Origin of the sequence: Schlesneria paludicola DSM 18645, assembly GCF_000255655.1 — a bacterium.
GTDB lineage: Bacteria > Planctomycetota > Planctomycetia > Planctomycetales > Planctomycetaceae > Schlesneria > Schlesneria paludicola.
The window spans coordinates 289171-308160 of record NZ_JH636436.1 but is presented as its reverse complement, the minus strand read 5'-3'; the positions used below and the strand labels follow the sequence as shown (position 1 = coordinate 308160).

The following is an 18990-nucleotide window of genomic DNA, read 5'->3' as shown; positions in this document are numbered from 1 at the left end:
CCCAGCAATTCTACCAGCCCGGCCCAAAGGAGGCCGCAGGACTCCGACGGGCTGGGGCAAGCCCCCCCCGAACTCTATTAAGGCCTGAAAGGCCGACCATTCACCCGAACCGAATCCGCATCCCTTTCGACTGGCCGGCCTTACAGGCCTTCGTATCATTTCCGAACCCGAATCCCGGGCCGTCGGCTGCCTTTGGCAGCCTTTGACCCGGGCTGGTGGAATGGACGCCCCTGCGGGACTAAAGAGAACACCCCGCAAAAGCCTGTTTCCAAGCGTTGAAAATCCTTCACGGCGTTGCCTATCCGGGCAAAAGAACGGTCCCAATCGGGTCCTCGATCGCTTCCTGCCGCTCTGACAGAGCGGCGAATCTTGTGGAGCACTGCAAACCAGGGCATCGATCGAAGCGATCACAGCCCTGGGCTTCTACCCGTCCGCCCTCTACGGGGCGGAAGAAAAAGCTCACACTCGACCGATCGAAAATCGTCACGGAGCAGAGAAGTTTCCTCGTTGCCAACCTCCCGCCCGAACGTGTCCGTGAATCTATTTTGATTTCTCGCAGACGCCCGAGAAATTGCACGTTGAATTCACGGACACCCTCAAGCTCCCGCTTCGTAATGCCTCGTCAATTTCAATGAACCATTCAGCCCATTTCTGTCTCACTAAATCACTCGTTAGTCTGAACACTTAGTAGCCGCCGCCGAAATCACGCGCCGGTCGCCCACACTTTCCCGACCTCTTGAACCGTGACATGCAACGAGACGCCGAATGGAAGCTGTGATTTTTATTGGGATTCAGGGGTCCGGAAAATCATCCTTCTTCAAGGAGCGATTCTTCACGACACACGTCCGTATCAGTCTCGATCTGCTGAAAACAAGAAATCGCGAACGAAGAATGCTCGACCTGTGTCTGGAAACGGGTCAGCGGTTCGTCGTCGACAACACCAGCCCGACGCGTGCCGAACGAGCCCCCTACATTCAGGCCGCGACGGAGGCAAAGTATTCCGTTGTCGCTTATTACTTTCAGTCCCAGGTAGACGACTGTTTGCAAAGAAATCAACAACGGCCCAAGGCCGAGCGTGTTCCGGACGTCGCGATTTTCGCGACAGCCAAGAAACTGGAACGGCCAACGCTCACCGAAGGCTTTACGAAGCTGTACTACGTTCGTTTAGAAGCCGGACAATTCGTCGTCGAAGAGTGGCACGATGAGATTTGATGAACTTGACTCGAAAATGCGGATCTACGAGACAGCCGCAGATTATTGCGTCCTGCCGGGCATGTACATGGTCGCACGGCTGGATGGCCGCAGCTTTACGCGACTCACCAAAGACGTTTGCCAGTTCGAAGCTCCGTTCGACACAGGTTTTCGCGATCTCATGGCGGAGACCGCCGAGAACCTAATGACGTGCGGCTTTCGTGTATGGTATGCGTACTCGGAAAGCGACGAAATTTCTCTGCTTTTCGATCGCGACGAACAGCTCTTCGGGCGAAAACTTCGTAAGTACAATTCAACGCTCGCCGCCGAGGCCAGCGCGAAGTTTTCGCTGCTATTAGGACATGTCGCCACCTTCGATTGTCGCATTTCACAGCTGCCGAGCGAGAATCTGGTTGTCGACTATTTTCGCTGGAGAAATGAAGACGCGGCTCGCAATGCGCTAAACGCATACTGTTATTGGACGCTACGGAAGACCGGGCTGGACGAGCAACAGGCGACATCGCGCACCTGCGGACTCTCCGTCAGCCAGAAGAATCAACTCCTCTACGAGCATGGCCTGAACTTCAACGACGTTCCGGCATGGCAGAAGCGCGGCATTGGCTTGTACTGGGAAGAGATCGAAAAAAACGCCCAGAATCCCCTCACTGGTGAGTCCGTCATGGCACGCCGTCGCCGCATCAAACGAAACTTTGACCTGCCAATGAAGGATCAGTACGACGGGTTCATCCAATCTTTCTTTACCCGTTCTCCGTCGCGAGGGATATCCTGATGGGAATCTCTCATGGAGACTTCGTCAAATACCCCCGTACACCACACCTATTCGGCTCGAAGGGCACAGACGACGACAAGCACCTTGGAGAAGCCGAATCATTACGGTTTATCGCTGACGAATCACTCATCGTCGAAGAAAAGCTCGATGGCACAAACGTCGGCATCCACTTCGAATCGAACGGTGAGATCGTCCTTCAATGCCGTGGACATCTCATCACGGAGGGAATGCACCCTCAATATGATTTGTTCAAACAGTGGGCTGCGGTCAAACGATTCGCAATCGAGAATCGACTGGAGGACCGATACATCCTATTTGGCGAGTGGCTTTACGCCCGACACTCGGTTTTTTACCAGCAACTCTCGCATTACTTTTTTGAATTTGACATCTACGACAAACATCAGTTGCAGTTTCTCGATCTCGCTCGAAGACAATCATTGCTAGACGGACTCGAGATTGAAACAGTCCCGGTGTTGCACGTCGGAAGTCTGCGACGCGATGATTTGCGTGAACTACTCGGTCCATCGCGATTCGATAGCCAGTTTGATAATCCCGTGACGCGACAGACCGATCACCTAATGGAAGGACTGTACTTGCGAACGGAATCGGATGGCATCGTATCGGGACGATCGAAATTTGTACGTCCCGAGTTTGTGGAAAGACTCAAACAGAGCACGCACTGGCAACATCAGGCCATGGTTCCGAATCAATTGCGAGATGGTGTGGATATTTGGCGATGAACTGGAAAACGCTAACACAGGAATCACTCGAAGAAATCCTCTGCTGGGCCGAGGAGCAGCCATGGTGTCGAGCGATGGCGGAATGTCAGCAAGATGCCGGATGGCATTCGGAAGGAGATGTCTGGACGCACACAAAGATGGTTTGTCGCCAACTACCCCAGTTGAATGAGTGGCTAACACTCTCCGCTCACAATCGAACCGTCTTGATCTTCACGGGGTTGCTTCATGATGCGGGGAAGCCACTCACATCTCACTTCGATGCCAACACGGGCCGCATCACCTCTCCTAAACATGCGATCAAAGGCGAACACCTCGCTCGATCAGTCTTGAGAGATTTGCAATGCGATCTGACCGTTCGAGAAGAAATCGCGCGGATGGTTCGCTTTCACGGTCGTCCCGCTTTTTTGTTAGAACGCTCGAATCCGAATCACGAAGTGGTCTCACTTTCATGGGTGGTTTCCAATCGGCTTCTCTATCTGTTCGCATTGGCCGACACGCGGGGTCGCTCTACCAACGAAATGGGACGTCCGGAAGAAAACCTGGGACTCTGGAAAATGGTCGCACAAGAGTGCGGTTGTTTCGACTGTCGATTCCCTTTTGTCAACGATCAAGCTCGCTTCCTATTCTTCCGCCAATCAGAACCGAGCCTGCACTACGCACCGCATGAGGAATATCGCTGCACGGTGACTTTGATGTCAGGATTGCCGGGAAGTGGGAAAGATTTCTGGCTATCGAAGCATCATCCAGACCTACCAGTGGTATCGCTCGACGAAATCCGTAGTGAACTCAACATCGACGCCACGGAGAATCAAGGAGAAGTGGTCCAAATGGCCAAAGAACGCTGCCGTCAATGGCTGCGTTCCAAAACATCGTTCGCCTTCAATGCGACAAATCTTTTGCGACAGACTCGGCAACGCTGGATCGAACTCTTCGCTGACTATCATGCCCGAATTGAGATCGTTTATCTCGAACCTCCGCTGCCCATCATCCTCGGTCAGAACAAGCAACGAACTTGCCCTGTGCCCGAACGCGTGATCCACGAGCTCGCGAAACAATACGAGCCACCTTCATGGAACGAGTCGCACGGACTGACAATGATTACGGAATAAGAATTGGCCGTGATGAAGACTTCAGGCATTCACGAACGCCACCTGTGAGACTGTCGCGGCACGCCGTCGCCGCATCAATCGAAATTTTGACCTGCTCATGAAGGATCTGTACGAGGGGTTCATCCAATCTTTCTTACTCAAATAGAGCGTATTGCAGGAACTTTCATTGCATTGCGATCTATCGGAGACACGGCCTTATGACGGAACGCGTTCACCAGAATCCGCATCTGATCTTTTCCGAAGGGACGCAGATTGTCGCTTTGAAAGATATTGTCGAGTCAGGCGGTCGCGTGCGGCATCCTCGAGGTGCCGTCGGCGTCATTGTCCGCTCGCCCAGGGATCACGATCACCCTTATCGAATTCGGTTTCTCGATGGTGTCGAAGGCGCGTTGCGTCACGAAGACATTGTCATGCTGGCGCACTACAAAGAAGGCGAGATCGGTGACGCCAAGATTTCCGCGGCGCACAGCAATCTGTTCGATCGAGTGATTTACCGCTGTGTCATTGGCTCGCGCGCGTATGGCTTGGATGATGAGCAATCGGACACAGACTACCGAGGCATCTTCCTGCCAACCGCGGAGTTGCATTGGTCGCTTTACGGCGTTCCAGAACAGATCGAATGCGATGCGACACAGGAACATTACTGGGAATTTCAACGGTTCCTGGGACTGGCTCTGAAGGCGAACCCGAACGTGCTGGAATGCCTCTATACGCCACTCATCGAAAAGACCACACCACTGGCCGAGGAACTGCTGCAGATTCGGGAGATCTTTTTGTCGCGCCTGGTCTACCAGACGTACAACGGCTACGTGATGTCCCAGTTCAAGAAGATGCAATCGGATCTTCATAATCAGGGGCAAGTGAAATGGAAGCACGTCATGCACTTGATCCGACTACTGATCTCGGGGATCTGCGTGCTGCGTCACGGTTTTGTGCCAGTGCGGGTCGAAGAGCATCGGGAGCAATTACTCGCCATCAAACGAGGTGAAGTTCGGTGGGATGAAACGGAGGAGTTGAGATTGAGCTTGCATGCCGAATTTGACGCAGCATTCACCGAAACGAAACTGCCTGAGCGACCGGACTATGAACGAGCGAATGCCCTGCTCATCAAAGCTCGAAATGCGGCGTTGTCGAAGGAACTGCCATGACGTTTGACTCGCGTCTGTACAAGCACATTGTCGATCATCCGTATCCGTTGCTGTTCGCCACGATCAGCGGCGCTCATTTGTATGGATTTCCGTCGCCCGATTCCGACTTCGACCTGCGCGGCGTCCATCTGCTGCCCATCAAAGATCTTGTCGGGTTGGAAACCGGCCAGGAAACGGTCGAGAAATCCGAAATTCATGACGGCCTCGAAATCGACCTGGTCACACATGATGCCAAGAAGTTCTTCAACTTGATGCTGAAGAAGAATGGCTACGTGTTAGAGCAACTTCTTTCGCCATTGATCATATTCACGACTGCGGAACATGACGAGCTGAAGTCGCTGGCGGCGAACTGCATCACGAGACATCACGCGCACCACTACTTTGGTTTTGCGGAAACTCAATGGAAGCTCTTTCAAAAGGCCGATCCCCCGCATGTGAAGCCGCTACTTTATGTTTATCGCGTGCTGATGACGGGCATCCACCTGATGAGAACCAGCGAGGTGCAGGCGAATCTCTCTCGACTGAACGAGACCGCAAAGCTGCCGTACATCGACGAGCTGATCGCACGAAAAACAGGTGGTCCCGAACTGGGACGACTCGAGCAAGCCGATCTGGAATTTCATCGGCGAGAATACGAGCGGCTCAGAAACGAATTGCAACGCGCGTTTGAAGAAAGTCGATTGCCAGAAGTTGCTACGGCAGAACCTGCCTTAAACGAACTGCTTGTCAGGATTCGCCTGCAAGGCACTAACCCGTTGCGCTGACAGTCCGCATTGAGATTTTCTTCGTCAAACAGAAACCGCGACCCGCGCTGAATGGCGAACGACGAATGGTCACCTCAACATCACTCATTTCGCGGATTTCGAGAGTTCGGTCGCGATTTCGATTGCATCATCAAACCGATTTGAGATCGACGCGGCCACAACTCCGTGCGGATCGATGACAACACAATGCGGGATCCCACCGACTCCGAACGACGTCGAATACTGACTGGGAAATAACGATTCGTGATTCGGATCGTCTTTCGTCGCGACGTCGATGCAGATCGGATATTCGAGCTGAAATTTGTCCATGACTTTTTGAATGTCAGGCAGCTTGCTGCCCGCCAGATGAACGCCGATGACGATCAATCCGTTGGTTTCGCGCTGATCATAAAGGGCTTTCATTTTGGGCAGATCGTTGCGACAGGGGCCGCACCAATCGGTCCAGAAATCAAGCACGACGACCTTTCCTCGCAGTGCTTTCAACGTCAGTGGTGGTCCGTTCAGCCAGGTGGCCCCTTCGGGAAACTCGGGAGCGGGTTTGCCGACCATTCGTTCGATCGCGTGTTCACGAGCCGCAAATGCCGCAGAAGCCACCGCATCACCCTGCACATATCGCTTGTGCGTATCCATGTTGTAAACTTCCGCGCCGTCCTGAGGTTCAAACCACAGATTCAACGTCGGATCGATCTTTTCTAGACTCAGAATTTTCCATTCATACTCGTACCCCAATCGCATCTCACCCGGAATCGGCAGCTTACGGTTGGTCTGCAGCGTGTCGACCAGTTCGTCAAAACCACCAAATTCTTTTTCCGACTCTTGCATGTAGCTTGCCTGCTTGCCCGAGCGAGGCACCCAGACATCATTGACCGGCATGAAATCTGTGGCTTCGTAGACCAATGGCTGCTTTCCGTCGGAACGACGTTCCATCCAATACTCATGACCCTCGAAGCCGTATTGCACCGAGTGCTCAATCCGCAGCGGCATCCATCCGAATCGTTTCGAGAACCAGACCAGATACGTCGGCGTCAGCGACAACTTTCCCCCGTGTCGTTTCAACGGAAACTCGATCGTGTCCTGCAGACGTATGGCGGCAACGACGACCTCTTCTTCACCCAGCTTTTCCTCACCCAGGATTCGCCAGTGAGTCAGTGGCAGGCGCGCGATTAAATCAGCGAGCGGCGCACCTGCTAAACGTTCGGGTGCAATCCAAGGTTTGTTGAATTCAATCAACGGAACGAACAGATTCGACACAAATTTGGGCGTCTTGCACAACGAATGAAGCGTCAGCTTCGATCCATCGGGCGCCTGTTTTCGCAGTAGGCGCGAATCGGCAAACGAGGGAACTCGAGCCAGGTCGGCACATTGTTTGAGGCCTGGAAGTGTCACCAGATCTTCTGCGGTGATGAGCTCTTCAAGGGGCTTGAATCCTGTCCACCATTCGTCACCGTGTCCTTCGCTTCGCCAGTCGATGTAACTTTGCGACGAGCTTTCATGCAGCCACACTTCCTTGAACGTAACGGGAACCTCCATGCCTGGTGTGCGCTGACTGAAATTCCCCTTCTCGACTACCACGATCTTGAGATCGACCAATTTCTCTGCGGCATTCAGCAGTGCATCACGGATCTCTTCCGCCGTGACGGTCGTCGACCGACGTTCGACTTCGCCAGAGGCCACTTCGCCCGCGTCGCGACGAACGGGTGCCGAGTTTCCCTCGCGGACAGGGTCACTCGCAACAAGCGAGCCGACCGCGACAACAATGAGCATTCCTCCAAGGAACGCTGTTCTACGGCCGACCCCGACCACGTATCCGCGCTGCCTCTGTGCCGATCGCCGCATGAGAGGAACCTCAAACACTAAAGTCAATTCGTCTCTTTCGATAGGCCGAATAATAGACCGCCCCACGCCAGCTTTGCAAACGAAATCCGTCGAAAACAAACATGGCAGTCGGGAATGAGCCGACGACGTCTTCACGATTTGAATCGAAACCTGACCTGGTCAAAGACGTCTGGCTTGGGTGGAAGCCAGGCCCCAGTGAGGTTTACTTGGCCGTCGCGGCAAGCTTTTCTGCAATCGCCAAGGCCTCATCAAATCGGCCCGTCAACGACGCGGCGACGATGCCTTGCTGGTCGATGACGACACAATGCGGAATACCATTGATCGCGAAGTGGGATGCGAACAGACCTGCCGATGGCACCTCGTTTTCCGCGTCGGGGCGCCTCGCAACGTCGAGACAGATTGGATAGAGCAGTTGATACTCGTCGACGACTTTCTGGATCTCTGGTCGTGCGGTTCCCTCAAGATGGATCCCAATCACGGTGATTCCATTGTCATCACGCTGCGCATGCAGCCGGTTCAGTTCGGGCAAGTCATTGCGGCAGGATGGACACCAGTCGGCCCAAAAATCGAGGATCACCACTTTGCCATGCAATGCGTTCAGAGTGAGCGGCGGTCCATTCAGCCAGATCGCTCCTTCTGGAAACTCGGGCGCCGGCTGGCCGACCATTTTCTCGATGGCATCCTCCCGCGCCGCGATTGCCGCGGACGCAACGGCATCACCCTGAATGAATCGCTTGTGTGTCCCAAGATTCAGAACTTCCGCCCCGTCTTCCGGTTCGAACCACAAATTCAATGACGGTTCAATCTGTTCCAGACTCAAGATGCGCCATTCGGACTCGGACCCCAGTTGCATCGCGTCATTGAAAGGGATTCGACCGTCGTAGAACAATCCGTCAAGCATGTCGGGCATAACCGGCCTGGATTGCTCATCGGGTACGGGCATATAGGTCGCTTGCCTGCCAGCGCGCGGTACCCAGACATCGTTCCAGTGGATGAAATCCGAAGCCTCATAGACCAAAAACGATTTTCCATCGGCACGACGCTCTAACCGATACTCGCGTCCATCGAAGGCGTATCGCATCGAGCTCTCAACTCGTAGCGGCATCCAACCGTAGATCTTCGCGAACCAAACCAAATACGTTCGCGTGACCGACAACAACTTGCCCTGACGCCCCGGAACAGGAAACGAACGCGTTTCATGCTGGCCAATCTCCGCAAGGATGGCGTCTTCTTCGCCCAGTTTTTCTTCCCCTAGTATTCGCCAGTCACTTAGCGGTAACAGAGCAAGGGAATCGACGACGGGAGCCGAGTTCGAACGCTCAGAGGGAACCCAGGCCTTGTTCGCCTCAATCAACGGAACAAACAGATTCAACAGATAACTGGGCGCCTGACTGACGGAGTAGCTCGTCAGCCTTGCTCCATCAGATTCGCGCTTCCCCCGGTGACTCGAGTCCGCACACAAGGGAACTCGTGCCGTGTCTACGCACACTTTTCGACCGGGCATTGCCGCCAGATGGTGAGTCGTCAACGGCCCTTCAATCGCTTCGAAGCCAGTCCACCATTGATCATCGTTCGATTCGGTGCGATGAAGGACATAGGCCTGAGCCGAATGACGATGTATCCACATCTCTTTGAACACCACTGGGACCGGCACGTCCGGCGTCGGTGGTGCGTATCCGACTCTTTCAACCGCGACAATTTTCAGATCGACCAGTTTCTGTGCGGCGTCGATCAGCGCATTTCGAAGCTGCTCCGCAGTCACCGTTGTCGCATTGCGTCCTCCGTCCAAACTGGCGACGGCAAGGACCTCAATCGGTCGCCGAACGTCACGAGCAATCCCGATGTCTTCGGGCAACCCATGGATCGCCCTGATCAACGATCCCACGAAACACAATGTTCCACCTGCCATCGCAACGACCAAGCCACTCTGCCCGCGCGCGGATTGTTGCATGTCGAACGCCTATAAAGTCACGCCGTCTTTATCGATCCACAAGGCGATAGACATTTTGAGATCAAAACGGCAATCAGATTTTGAAAACAATCGGAAGGCTCCATCTTCAATCCTTTGGGTGGAATGCATTGATGGACGGGAAATGCGCAACGTTCGCGAATCCACTCGACCGGTCGAGCTTCGTCCGGCTGGTCGAAGACTGATCAGCGCCGACAGGACGAGCGATCGCGCGGCCGGGTGGATTGGGCCGTTTTTCGCGGCCTGTGCGGCAAATCCAGCATGATTTACCGTGAATCCTTGTAAGAACTGCTCAGGGTGCGCTGGCTGGCATGCTTGCTGCCTATCGCGACATGCACGTGATTGAAATCAGCGATACGAGAAACTCCTCCGATGACCAGCAAGCCATTTCTCGAGCGTCACTGGAACAACTCTCGTGATTTTAATCGATTCGTCCGCGTCTTGGTTTGGCGTTGTCGCAGACCCGTCCTCGTTGAGCCGTTTAAGGAAGAACAACATGCCTCTCCGTTCCATGATCTCTCTGTTTGCATGGCTCCTTGTCGTTTTGGCCCTGACTTCCACCGCCAAGTCTGACCAAGGCGACACAGCCACGAATCAGCCACAGGCCCCCGCCGGATTCGTGGTGATTGAAGAAGACCGCTGGTATTTGATGTCGGATGAACCTGGTCTTCATATCGGTCGAGCTCGAGAAGCCTTCCTGATGCTGGATGCCAAAACCGCTGCAGCAGAACTTCGCAAGGCGGCGGTCCACTTTCGAATCGAGGCCACGAGTGGCACAGAACGTATGAAACGCCGGTTGATTCATGCGGAACATGAACTGGAACATGCCGCCCATACAATTGAAATTGGGACCATGAAATCCGTCGAAGAACTCGACCTGGCCACTGCCCGCGCGATGCATGCGCTCTCAGAGTCACAGTACGTCAAGGCGACAGAAGCCTGGGAGAAAAAGGAAGTCCGGCGGGCCGGATACTTTTTGCGAGCCACCGCCGACAATCTGGAACATGCCGCAGCTCGGACGGAACACCGGATGAAAGCAACCACCGCTCAAATCGCGAGAGAATCACGGGCGATCTCAGGCAATCTCATCGAAGGGACAGGCTATGTCGTCGATGAAGTGGGCTTGGGCTTCGAAAAAGTCGGAAACCAGCTTGAACGAGTCGGTGCACGCGTCGCCCCGCCCTCCACCAAGTGATCGGTTTGCAGGTATCAGGACCTATCGACATTGGACACATTACGAATGTCTATCGTTTTGCAGCCGATAGACGTTCGCTGGGAACGATGTATTCGAAGTAGCCGATCAGCATTTCGTCGAAGGATTGCGCACCCCAGACAACGGGTTTTGTCGGATCGGGATTCGCCGGGTTCTGGTCGCTGTTGTCGAACCAGCCTGTTCCGACAATCCGCACGCCTTTTTTCAGGGTGATCGGCGTCGCCGCCCGGTAGGCCAATTGCCAGTTGAAATCGAAACGAGGAACATCCAGCAACGTCGTCGAATTGCCGCTGCTGGAAATCATTTCGTACCGGAAGGCTTTTCCACGCACGTGCATGTGGGGCATGAACGACAGGATCTGAATGTCATCCTTGAAACGCCGCCAACCCGACTCTTTGTGGTTGCCAGCCCCCGCCGGAATTTTGATCCCCTGATTCGTGACGCCGGTCACATGCAGCTCGTACTGAGGTGGCTCTTTGGCAAAAATGAATGCAAGTTGCGTCTGATCCTTGGTGACGGTGCCGTTCGGCGTGTAGTGCAGTTTGAATCGCAATCGAGATCCTTTCGGCAAGAACTTCGCCAGTCCTGCGGGAAAAATCTCATGCCCGTTGCCGGGCACGTATAAGGCCAAATATTCACCGAGATCCTCGGCCTCGTTCGCGCGTTTTTCGGGATCGGTGCCCGCTTCGACGAAGACGCCGATGTGATGCACGACATCGCGTGCCGTCGGGCGAATCTCGAACCCTTGCAACCATTTGTCCTCGCCGAAATCGGTTGCCACCGTGACCACCTGATACGGCATGACGCCCTCGGCGGGAACGTTGACGGCCGCTGGCAACTGTACGATGGCGTCCGGCACACCAATCTGCCAATCGTTCGAGAACACACGCGGAATTGGGGCATCGGCCGGGTCACCCAGTGGCTGGCCATTGTTAAGCCAGGCCGTCAGGTCCGCCTTGTCGGCTTCGACCAGGGACCGATCGTTGAGCCAATTGGTCTCGGCCCCTTTGCGCGAAGGAGCCGCGAACCAGGGTGGCATCGTGCCTTCGCTGACCACCTTTTCGATCATCGTCGCGCGCGTCGCCACATCGTCAGGACTCGTCAACGAAAACGGTGCGGCCCCGCCGGCGCGATGACACTCGATACAATTGTTCTGGACAATCCGCGAGATGCGATTGTGATACGTGTGTGTGCCCGCCGCGACCGGCAACTTCAGGCTGACTTGCGATGTTGAGGCAGTCGCTGGACCGCGTTTGTTGAGCAAGCAGCCAGGAGCGTCTGTCGCTTCGATCTGCGGTGTATGTCCCGCCAGCACGGCATCGATGGCGTCGCCGAGCAGTGCCTGCTTGGGCTGCGCCAGTGCATAGCCCAAGCCGTACTGGTCATCGACGGCTCCCCGGTATCGCAAGGTCAGTGCCGCATCGAGCACGAAGCAATCGGTGGTCGATTTCGCCCCGACGGCGGACAGCAGTTTCGCGTCGGCGTCGAGCACATAAGGGCCCTTGAGAGCATGTGTCTTGACGAGTTCGCGTGCCGACTCGACCGAGTCCGTCGGCGTTGAGTTCGCGAAGATAAACAGAACATCCTTCGTATAGGTCCGCTCCAATCGGGCAAGCGTGGGCAAGTAACGTTTGCTCAGCGGACAACTGGCACTTGTCGCCACCACGACGATCACGCGTTGCGACTTGTACTCCGCCAGATGATGCGTCGCACCATCAATGCTCTGAAACGACACGTCGGACACGATCCGGCCGACGCCGCATTCTGCCGGTTTCAGGCGTTTGAACCGCTGGCGAATCGGCACCTCATCGAGTGACTTTGCCGTCGCATCGGTGGATTCACCGGTCGGGATGGATTTAGATCTTGCGAGATCCTGGGCGCGTTCGCGGGCCTCGATCAACGTGATCTGTCCATCCCGATTCGCATCCACCAGGTTAAACAGTTCGGTTTGGGGAAACTCGTCGCGGCTGACCTTCCCGTCACGGTTTCGGTCGAGTTCCTTGAAGCGTTTTTCGACGTCAAAGGCCTGCTTGGCCCGCTTCTCGCCCGCCTGCACTTCCACCGAGTTCGAGACGAACCCGCCCGAAGCCAGCAGGGCGCAACCCATCCATCGCAGCAGGCAAATCACCCACGCCGATGACTGATTCAACGAGCCGCGAGACGACGTCTCCGTCATTGTGGTTTGGGAAGAGAAGACGGTTTCGAGTCGCTCGCCAGCCACACTTCCATGCCGTGTTGTCGAATCCAAACGCCGCCGTCCTATCTAAATTCGAAGTCGCCGATGACCTGTGAGAATAGAAGACACGTATCGTGAGCCGAGAATGCTCAAAGGTTAAAACGCAGCCATGACCAGGCCTCTACCAGCGAAATTTGAGTTGTGTGCCGCTGTTGAACCAGCGATTTCGAGATGAATCAGATCACGATGGAATTGCCCGCAACCGGCACCATCAGACCCGACGGACGAGTGACCTTCTGAAGATCAGATCGGTAAAACTTTCCGTTTCTTAAGACTACCCTAATTGCGGGCGGGAATGCGAGTAAGTTCGGGGTAGATTGCGCTTTTTCACAGTTTCCTCGCAAACGGACAATTGTCCGTTCATCCCGAATATTCGTCATTGAATTCGAGTTGCTTCGTTAAGCCCGGAGCCGACAGCGACGGCGGCAGTTGAAAGAATCCCACCCGCGGCACCCCTTCAAGTCACGTCAAACCTCAAAAAAGCCTGGATCGCTCGCCAAGTACCAAGGACGTCCATCGCCGTTGTCTCCGCGAGAAAACTGAACCGAGTTGGTTTGCAAAGTTAATTAAATTGGGTTGGATCGACCTTCTGAACGGGGAAGTTTTCATCGTGATGCGGAATCTTTCCCCAACACCGTCTGAGTCTCGAAACGGTGTGGATCGGCGAATGGCTCCATCGATTGAAACTCCCCTGACGGTAACACGGCTTGATAGGATCGACGGATGTGATGTCGAAAACGCCCTCCAGTCGCTCAAGGCCAGCCAACGCCACACGCAGAGCCCATGCACAAACATTACGAACTCTTAATATCCGGAATGGCGTTTGCTTAAGGCGCTGACCTCAATCTCTCACCAATCTCGCCAAGTCTTTGATATTTCAGGAAGCGTTGAATGCCGCGAAGGGTTTGTTCGCCAAGGCGTGGTTTTACTTTGATCGAGTTGCTGGTGGTCATCGCCATCATTGCGATTCTGATCGCGCTGCTCTTGCCAGCCGTGCAACAGGCGCGCGAGGCGGCACGGCGAATTCAATGCAAAAACAATCTGAAGCAGATTGGTCTGGCGATCCACAACTACGCCGACACCTACCTGCAAATCCCTCCCAGCGCAACCTTACTCGCGAATGTGGCGAGCAGTTCATGGTCGGTCCACGGTCGCATTCTGCCGTATCTCGAACAGGGAAACCTTGCCAATCTGGTGGACCTGAGCAAGGGGTGGAGCGGTCAAATGGCCATTGATGGCCTTCGTATTCCCACGTACGTCTGCCCGAGTGACGCAAAGGCTGGGACCACGCGAGACGACACGTCACCGAAGTTGTGTCCGACAACCTATGGCGTGAACTATGGCACCTGGTTCGTCTTCGACCCGACGACGCGTCAGGGCGGCGATGGCTTGTTCTATCCGAACGCCAAGATCACTTTTGCACAAGTCAGCGACGGCAGCAGCAACACGCTGATGGTCTCTGAAGTCAAAGCCTGGAGCCCCTACCATCGGAATGTGCCCCCGACACCGGTGACGATTCCCCCGGCCGCCACGGCTCCCGCGGTGATCGCCAGCTTCATGACCGCCACCGGCGGCAATGCCAAAAACACCGAGCATACGGAATGGGCGAATGGACAGGTTCACCATTCCGGTTTCACCACGGTTCTGAATCCAAATGCGAAAGTCACCTGCGTGGTGGGGGGCGTCACCTACGATCAGTGCGACTACAACAGTTGGCAAGAAGGAACACTGCCCGCCGCGCCCTCCTACGCCGCTGTCACGTCGCGCAGCTACCACACCGGTTGCGTCAACGCGGCGTTGATGGACGGCACGGTGCGAACCATCAACGAAAACATCGACAATTCTCTCTGGCGAGCCCTCAGCACCCGCGCTGGCAGCGAAGTCCTTGGTGAATTCTGAAGTCGATTATGTCGACGGCCCAATCCCGGGCCGTGGGCCGCCGCTGGCAGCCTTTGACCCGGGCCGGTGAAAGGGACGCCTCTGCGGGATTGAGGAGAACGCTCCGCAGGGATCGATGACTTACCAACCGAGCGACATATTCGTTTCGATGACGCGCTGGGCTTCATGCAGATCCGTGCCAGTATCTTGCATATAAAGGCGGATCGCGTGGACTTTGTCGCCACTGGATCGGCTAAGGCAGTCGCGGGCCTTGTCGCAGGGTTCGCCCGTGCCTTCAATTCCCAGCAATCGTTTCGAGATGACCCAGACGTCATGCGGGCGTTTGGCGACGCGCTTGATGTGGTCTTCGGGATAGCTGCGCCGCGTAATCGCCTCGGCACCCGCTTGATCATCGGCCCAGGCGATCATGATGTGAGCGTCAGTTTCAATCTCAAACAGAGCCATGAAAGCACCTCGTAATTCAGAGAGAGAAAGATGTGAACGGCAACGTCGGATGAACGAGATCAACCGGATTCGCTTGCGTCAGAACTGTGCCGGATCGGCAAATGATGGGGCCTCCTCGAACAGAGGAAACGGATCGTCGTGAAATCCAGGGAATGGGCACCTTCGCACCGTCAGCTTTCGTCCGCGTTTGAGAATCGGCGGAACCAGTCCCCGTCATTTCAATTCGCATTGAGTATACCGACGTCATTCCGCCAGCGTCCAACAATTCATCACTTCGAATTCGTCCGCAATCAGGAATCGCACCAAAGAGCGACGATCGACCGACGACGAAAATCGGATCATAACCACCCGCCGACGCCCGTCACTTGACCCACGCCTACATTCCGACTTCACTCTCATTCAAATTCAAATCCGGTAAAATCCCAGACCGTCACCACTTCCGTGCTGGCGGGATTCTGGCATCATCGACATAATAGAGAGACAAAACGTCTACATCTCGGCGAGGAGCATGAACCATGATTCGCCAATTCCGCTTGCACCACTTCTTTTCCCTATTCATCGTCTTGTTCGCGAGCTCTGTGCCAGGGATCGCGGACGATTCAGACACGACTCCGGCCCCTGCCGAGCCGATCGATTTCGTGGACATCGAACGGGCTCAACCGAACAACGCCATGAATCAGCGTCAGGCGCCAACCGTTCCGGTCGGATGGGGCTCCGCGATTTTCTCGCCCGACAACACGATTCTCGCCACGATCGCCGTGGCCGAAAAAACATCGACAAAGGGTGAGATTACGCTGTGGAGCGTGGGCGAAATGAAGCCGCTCTTCCACTACGAACAACCCGCACGAATCCTGGTGGCCGCATTCTCACCCGATGGAAAATGGTTGGCCATCGGTCCAGCAGAACCGCAATCGGGAGTCAAACTACTCGACACCAGTACGGGTGAAGTCGGACAGATCCTTCCGGGCCCAGTGGCGCGCACAAACGCCATCGCCTGGTCATTGGATGGAACTCAACTGGCCCTGGCCAGCACAGTCGACAAGTCGGTACGCATCTGGAACGCGCCAGAGAAGAAATTTCTGAAAACGCTTGAACCCGATTCGTCATCCCTGTTGGCTCTCGCATTCACTAAGGATGCGCAACTGCTGGCGGCGGGGGTCCCAACCAAAGACCGTGATGGCTTGTGCCTCTTTGACGTTCTCGCGGGCGAAACACTGCACACGTTGACCGGGCACAAAGAACTCATCGAAGCAGCCGCATTCTCCGCAGATGGAACTCGACTGACGTCCGTCGGATGGGACGCCTCAATACGCACTTGGGATACATCCCAGGGTAAGGAAGTCAGCGTCCTCAAAGGGCACAAAAAAGGCATCCGATCGGTCGCGATCTCACACGATGGCAATCGCCTTGCCACATCGAACGAGCGTGAGTTCAAAGTCTGGGATGGCGAGAAGAAAGAACTCCTGGCGGATCTGGGAGGCGACAATTCCGGTGCCAAATTTGTCGCGATCTCACCCAGTGGTGCGTGGCTCGCCTCGATCACTCGCGAAGGGACAGCTCATCTGTGGGACGTCGAAAAGAAAGCCGAATCGGCGAAATTCGACTATCAATCCATGACCTCCAGTATCGCCACCAAAGATACGACCGCCGGGCAACCGGCGACGCCGTCCGTCAACGATGCGCCCGAAGCTGAAGCGATCCAGGCACTGGCCTATTCGAATGACGGTCGCTGGATTGCATTGGCCCGCGAGGACGGACGCATTTCCATTCGCAATTCAAGCGATGGGACCGTCGCGCGTGAAATCGAAGCGTTCAGCGACGTCGCGGCCTGTGTGACGTTCAGCCAGGACAGCCAACTGATCGCCGCGGGCAGTTTCGATAAGTCGGTCAAGGTCTGGAACGTTGCCTCGGGTGCAGAGATTGCCGAGTTCACGGGCCACACCAACTGGGTGTTTTCCGTGGCGTTCTCGCCCGACGGGCTCAAGCTCGCCACAGGCAGCTACGACAAGACGGCTCGGCTCTGGAATATCGCGGATGGAAAGGAACTGGCAAATCTGTCGGCGCACACCGCCGGCGTACGATCCGTCACCTTTACACCAAACGGTCAGTACCTGATTTCTGGAAGTGCCGATCGCACGGCCATCGTCTGGCAGCTTGCCGATCTGCAACCCGTCGCCACGTTGAAGGGTCACACCGCGGCCGTCCGTGCAGTGGCATGTTCCCCCGATGGCACGACAGTCGCCACCGCCAGCGAAGACGCCACCGTGAAATTGTGGAAGACCGATGACTGGACAGAACGTGCGACCATGACGGGAACCGAGGGTGTGATGTTCTGGTGCCTCGCGTTTTCCCACGGCGGCAGAACCTTGGCCGCGGGCGCGTTCGATGGCACAGTCAAACTTTATGATCCCGTCACCGGAAAAGAGCGTCAAGGTTTACGCGGTCCCTCCGATGCGATCACATCGTTGGCCTTTGCACCCGACACACACGAACTCGTCGGGGGCAGCGTCGACAAGTCGTTGACACGCTGGAAATCCAAATCGGCAGCCGCAGCGGCGGCGGCCGCTCCTTCAACAAGAAGCGTCGAAGCGATGGGTGATTCGAAACCCGTCGAGGTCGTGAATGCATTGGACCCAATCGTCCTGAAAATGGAACAACCCATCCTGAGCCTGGCATTCACGCGCGACACCAAGCGGTTGGCGGTTGGAACGGGCCTGTACCGAACCGCAGGCTCCCTGCAGCTATGGGATGTCACCGAACGACAGCGGTTGTGGAAAGGTGATGACTTCAAGTTCGGTGTTTCCGGCGTCGCGTTCTCGCACGATGAAAAGCGAATCGCGATCGGCAATTTCGCCGACAATTTCCTCAGAATGATCGACGCATCCAATGCCAAACAACTCAAAGAAGTGCGTGGACATCGAGCTAAGATTGCCGGCGTCGCTTGCTCCCCCAATGGAAAGTACTTCGCCACGGCGTCGCTCGATCGCGACGTGAAGTTGTGGGACGCAACCACCAACAAAGAAGTCAAATCCTTTTCGGGTCACTCCGACTTCGTCTACTCCATCGCGTTTTCTCCCGATGGCAAACGATTGCTGAGCGGCAGTTATGACCGCACGGCGCGGCTATGGGACATGGAATCGGGTAAAGAAGTGCTGCAACTGAAAGGACATTCCGGCACGATCCAGCAGGCGGTGTACTCGCACGATGGTTCCAAGATCGCCACCGCCAGTGCCGATGGTACGGCCCGGATCTATGAGGCCACGCAAGGGACATTCCTGTTCACCTTGCGAGGCCATCGTAACAAGATCGAAACGGTGGCGTTCTCGAGCAACGGTAAGTTGATCGCGACCGGATCAGTCGATCGCTCGATCCGAATCTGGGATGCCGTCAGCGGAATCGAACTGCAAAGCCTGCCCCAGGAAGGAATCGTCCGCGCGATTGCGTTCACACCGAACGGACGCTGGCTGGCATCAGGCTGCGATGACAAGACCGTCAAACTGTGGGAAGTTCTCGGTCCATCCTCGCCCGAATCGGCAGGGTCAGACGCAACCAGTCGCTGAACGGGCTTGCCCGGCGTCCCATTTCAACCGTGGGAACTGACGTAACCCGAAGTGGCCAGCGCCTCGCTCGTCCGGCCACCCGACGCGTATT

13 protein-coding genes are annotated in these 18990 nt (G+C 55.6%); 9 read left to right on the top strand and 4 right to left on the bottom strand.

Annotated elements, in window-relative coordinates; all coding sequences use genetic code 11:
* The first annotated feature begins 765 nt into the window (after window positions 1–765).
* The 6 genes from OSO_RS0134405 (at window position 766) to OSO_RS0134375 (ending at window position 5742) form a co-directional block, all read left to right on the top strand.
* Window positions 766–1212, top strand: a complete 447-nt coding sequence (locus tag OSO_RS0134405; RefSeq protein ID WP_010587386.1) for an AAA family ATPase — start codon at window positions 766–768, stop codon at window positions 1210–1212.
* A complete protein-coding gene (locus tag OSO_RS0134400) occupies window positions 1202–1981 on the top strand; it encodes a tRNA(His) guanylyltransferase Thg1 family protein (protein ID WP_010587385.1) in 780 nt (259 codons plus the stop codon). The genes OSO_RS0134405 and OSO_RS0134400 overlap by 11 nt, the downstream gene beginning before the upstream one ends.
* Window positions 1981–2721 (top strand): RNA ligase family protein, encoded by a 741-nt coding sequence (locus OSO_RS0134395; RefSeq protein WP_010587384.1) that lies wholly within the window; start codon window positions 1981–1983, stop codon window positions 2719–2721. Before OSO_RS0134400 ends, OSO_RS0134395 begins: the two co-directional genes overlap by 1 nt.
* The gene (locus tag OSO_RS0134390) at window positions 2718–3830 is read left to right on the top strand and encodes an AAA family ATPase (RefSeq protein ID WP_010587383.1); all 1113 of its coding nucleotides are present in this window, start codon (window positions 2718–2720) and stop codon (window positions 3828–3830) included. The genes OSO_RS0134395 and OSO_RS0134390 overlap by 4 nt, the downstream gene beginning before the upstream one ends.
* Window positions 3831–4027: 197 nt before the next feature.
* Complete coding sequence (locus tag OSO_RS0134380; protein WP_010587382.1) at window positions 4028–4978, top strand: nucleotidyltransferase domain-containing protein; 951 nt, start codon at window positions 4028–4030, stop codon at window positions 4976–4978.
* Window positions 4975–5742, top strand: a complete 768-nt coding sequence (locus OSO_RS0134375; RefSeq protein WP_010587381.1) for a nucleotidyltransferase domain-containing protein — start codon at window positions 4975–4977, stop codon at window positions 5740–5742. The genes OSO_RS0134380 and OSO_RS0134375 overlap by 4 nt, the downstream gene beginning before the upstream one ends.
* Before the next feature lie 84 nt (window positions 5743–5826).
* Here the strand turns inward: OSO_RS0134375 and OSO_RS48985 are convergent, their stop codons facing one another.
* Together OSO_RS48985 and OSO_RS48980 are read right to left on the bottom strand one after the other, a co-directional pair.
* On the bottom strand, window positions 5827–7506 hold the full coding sequence (locus tag OSO_RS48985; protein ID WP_010587380.1) for a TlpA family protein disulfide reductase: 1680 nt from the start codon (window positions 7504–7506) through the stop codon (window positions 5827–5829).
* 274 nt (window positions 7507–7780) lie between these two features.
* The gene (locus OSO_RS48980) at window positions 7781–9529 is read right to left on the bottom strand and encodes a TlpA family protein disulfide reductase (RefSeq protein ID WP_010587379.1); all 1749 of its coding nucleotides are present in this window, start codon (window positions 9527–9529) and stop codon (window positions 7781–7783) included.
* 514 nt (window positions 9530–10043) lie between these two features.
* Here OSO_RS48980 and OSO_RS0134345 point away from each other — a divergent pair.
* Window positions 10044–10742 carry a hypothetical protein gene (locus OSO_RS0134345; RefSeq protein ID WP_010587377.1) on the top strand — a complete coding sequence of 233 codons (699 nt, stop codon included), beginning with the start codon at window positions 10044–10046 and terminating at the stop codon, window positions 10740–10742.
* A gap of 49 nt (window positions 10743–10791) precedes the next feature.
* On the opposite strand, the gene OSO_RS46265 is transcribed toward OSO_RS0134345, so the two are convergent.
* On the bottom strand, window positions 10792–13008 hold the full coding sequence (locus OSO_RS46265; protein ID WP_050986271.1) for a redoxin family protein: 2217 nt from the start codon (window positions 13006–13008) through the stop codon (window positions 10792–10794).
* Between the two features lie 879 nt (window positions 13009–13887).
* Between OSO_RS46265 and OSO_RS0134320 the strand changes: the two genes are divergently transcribed.
* Window positions 13888–14895 (top strand): DUF1559 domain-containing protein, encoded by a 1008-nt coding sequence (locus tag OSO_RS0134320; RefSeq protein WP_029247776.1) that lies wholly within the window; start codon window positions 13888–13890, stop codon window positions 14893–14895.
* A 120-nt stretch (window positions 14896–15015) separates the two neighbouring features.
* On the opposite strand, the gene OSO_RS0134315 is transcribed toward OSO_RS0134320, so the two are convergent.
* A complete protein-coding gene (locus tag OSO_RS0134315; RefSeq protein WP_010587374.1) occupies window positions 15016–15339 on the bottom strand; it encodes a DUF6793 family protein in 324 nt (107 codons plus the stop codon).
* 515 nt (window positions 15340–15854) lie between these two features.
* Between OSO_RS0134315 and OSO_RS0134300 the strand changes: the two genes are divergently transcribed.
* Window positions 15855–18899 (top strand): WD40 repeat domain-containing protein, encoded by a 3045-nt coding sequence (locus OSO_RS0134300; protein WP_010587372.1) that lies wholly within the window; start codon window positions 15855–15857, stop codon window positions 18897–18899.
* Window positions 18900–18990: the final 91 nt, after the last annotated feature.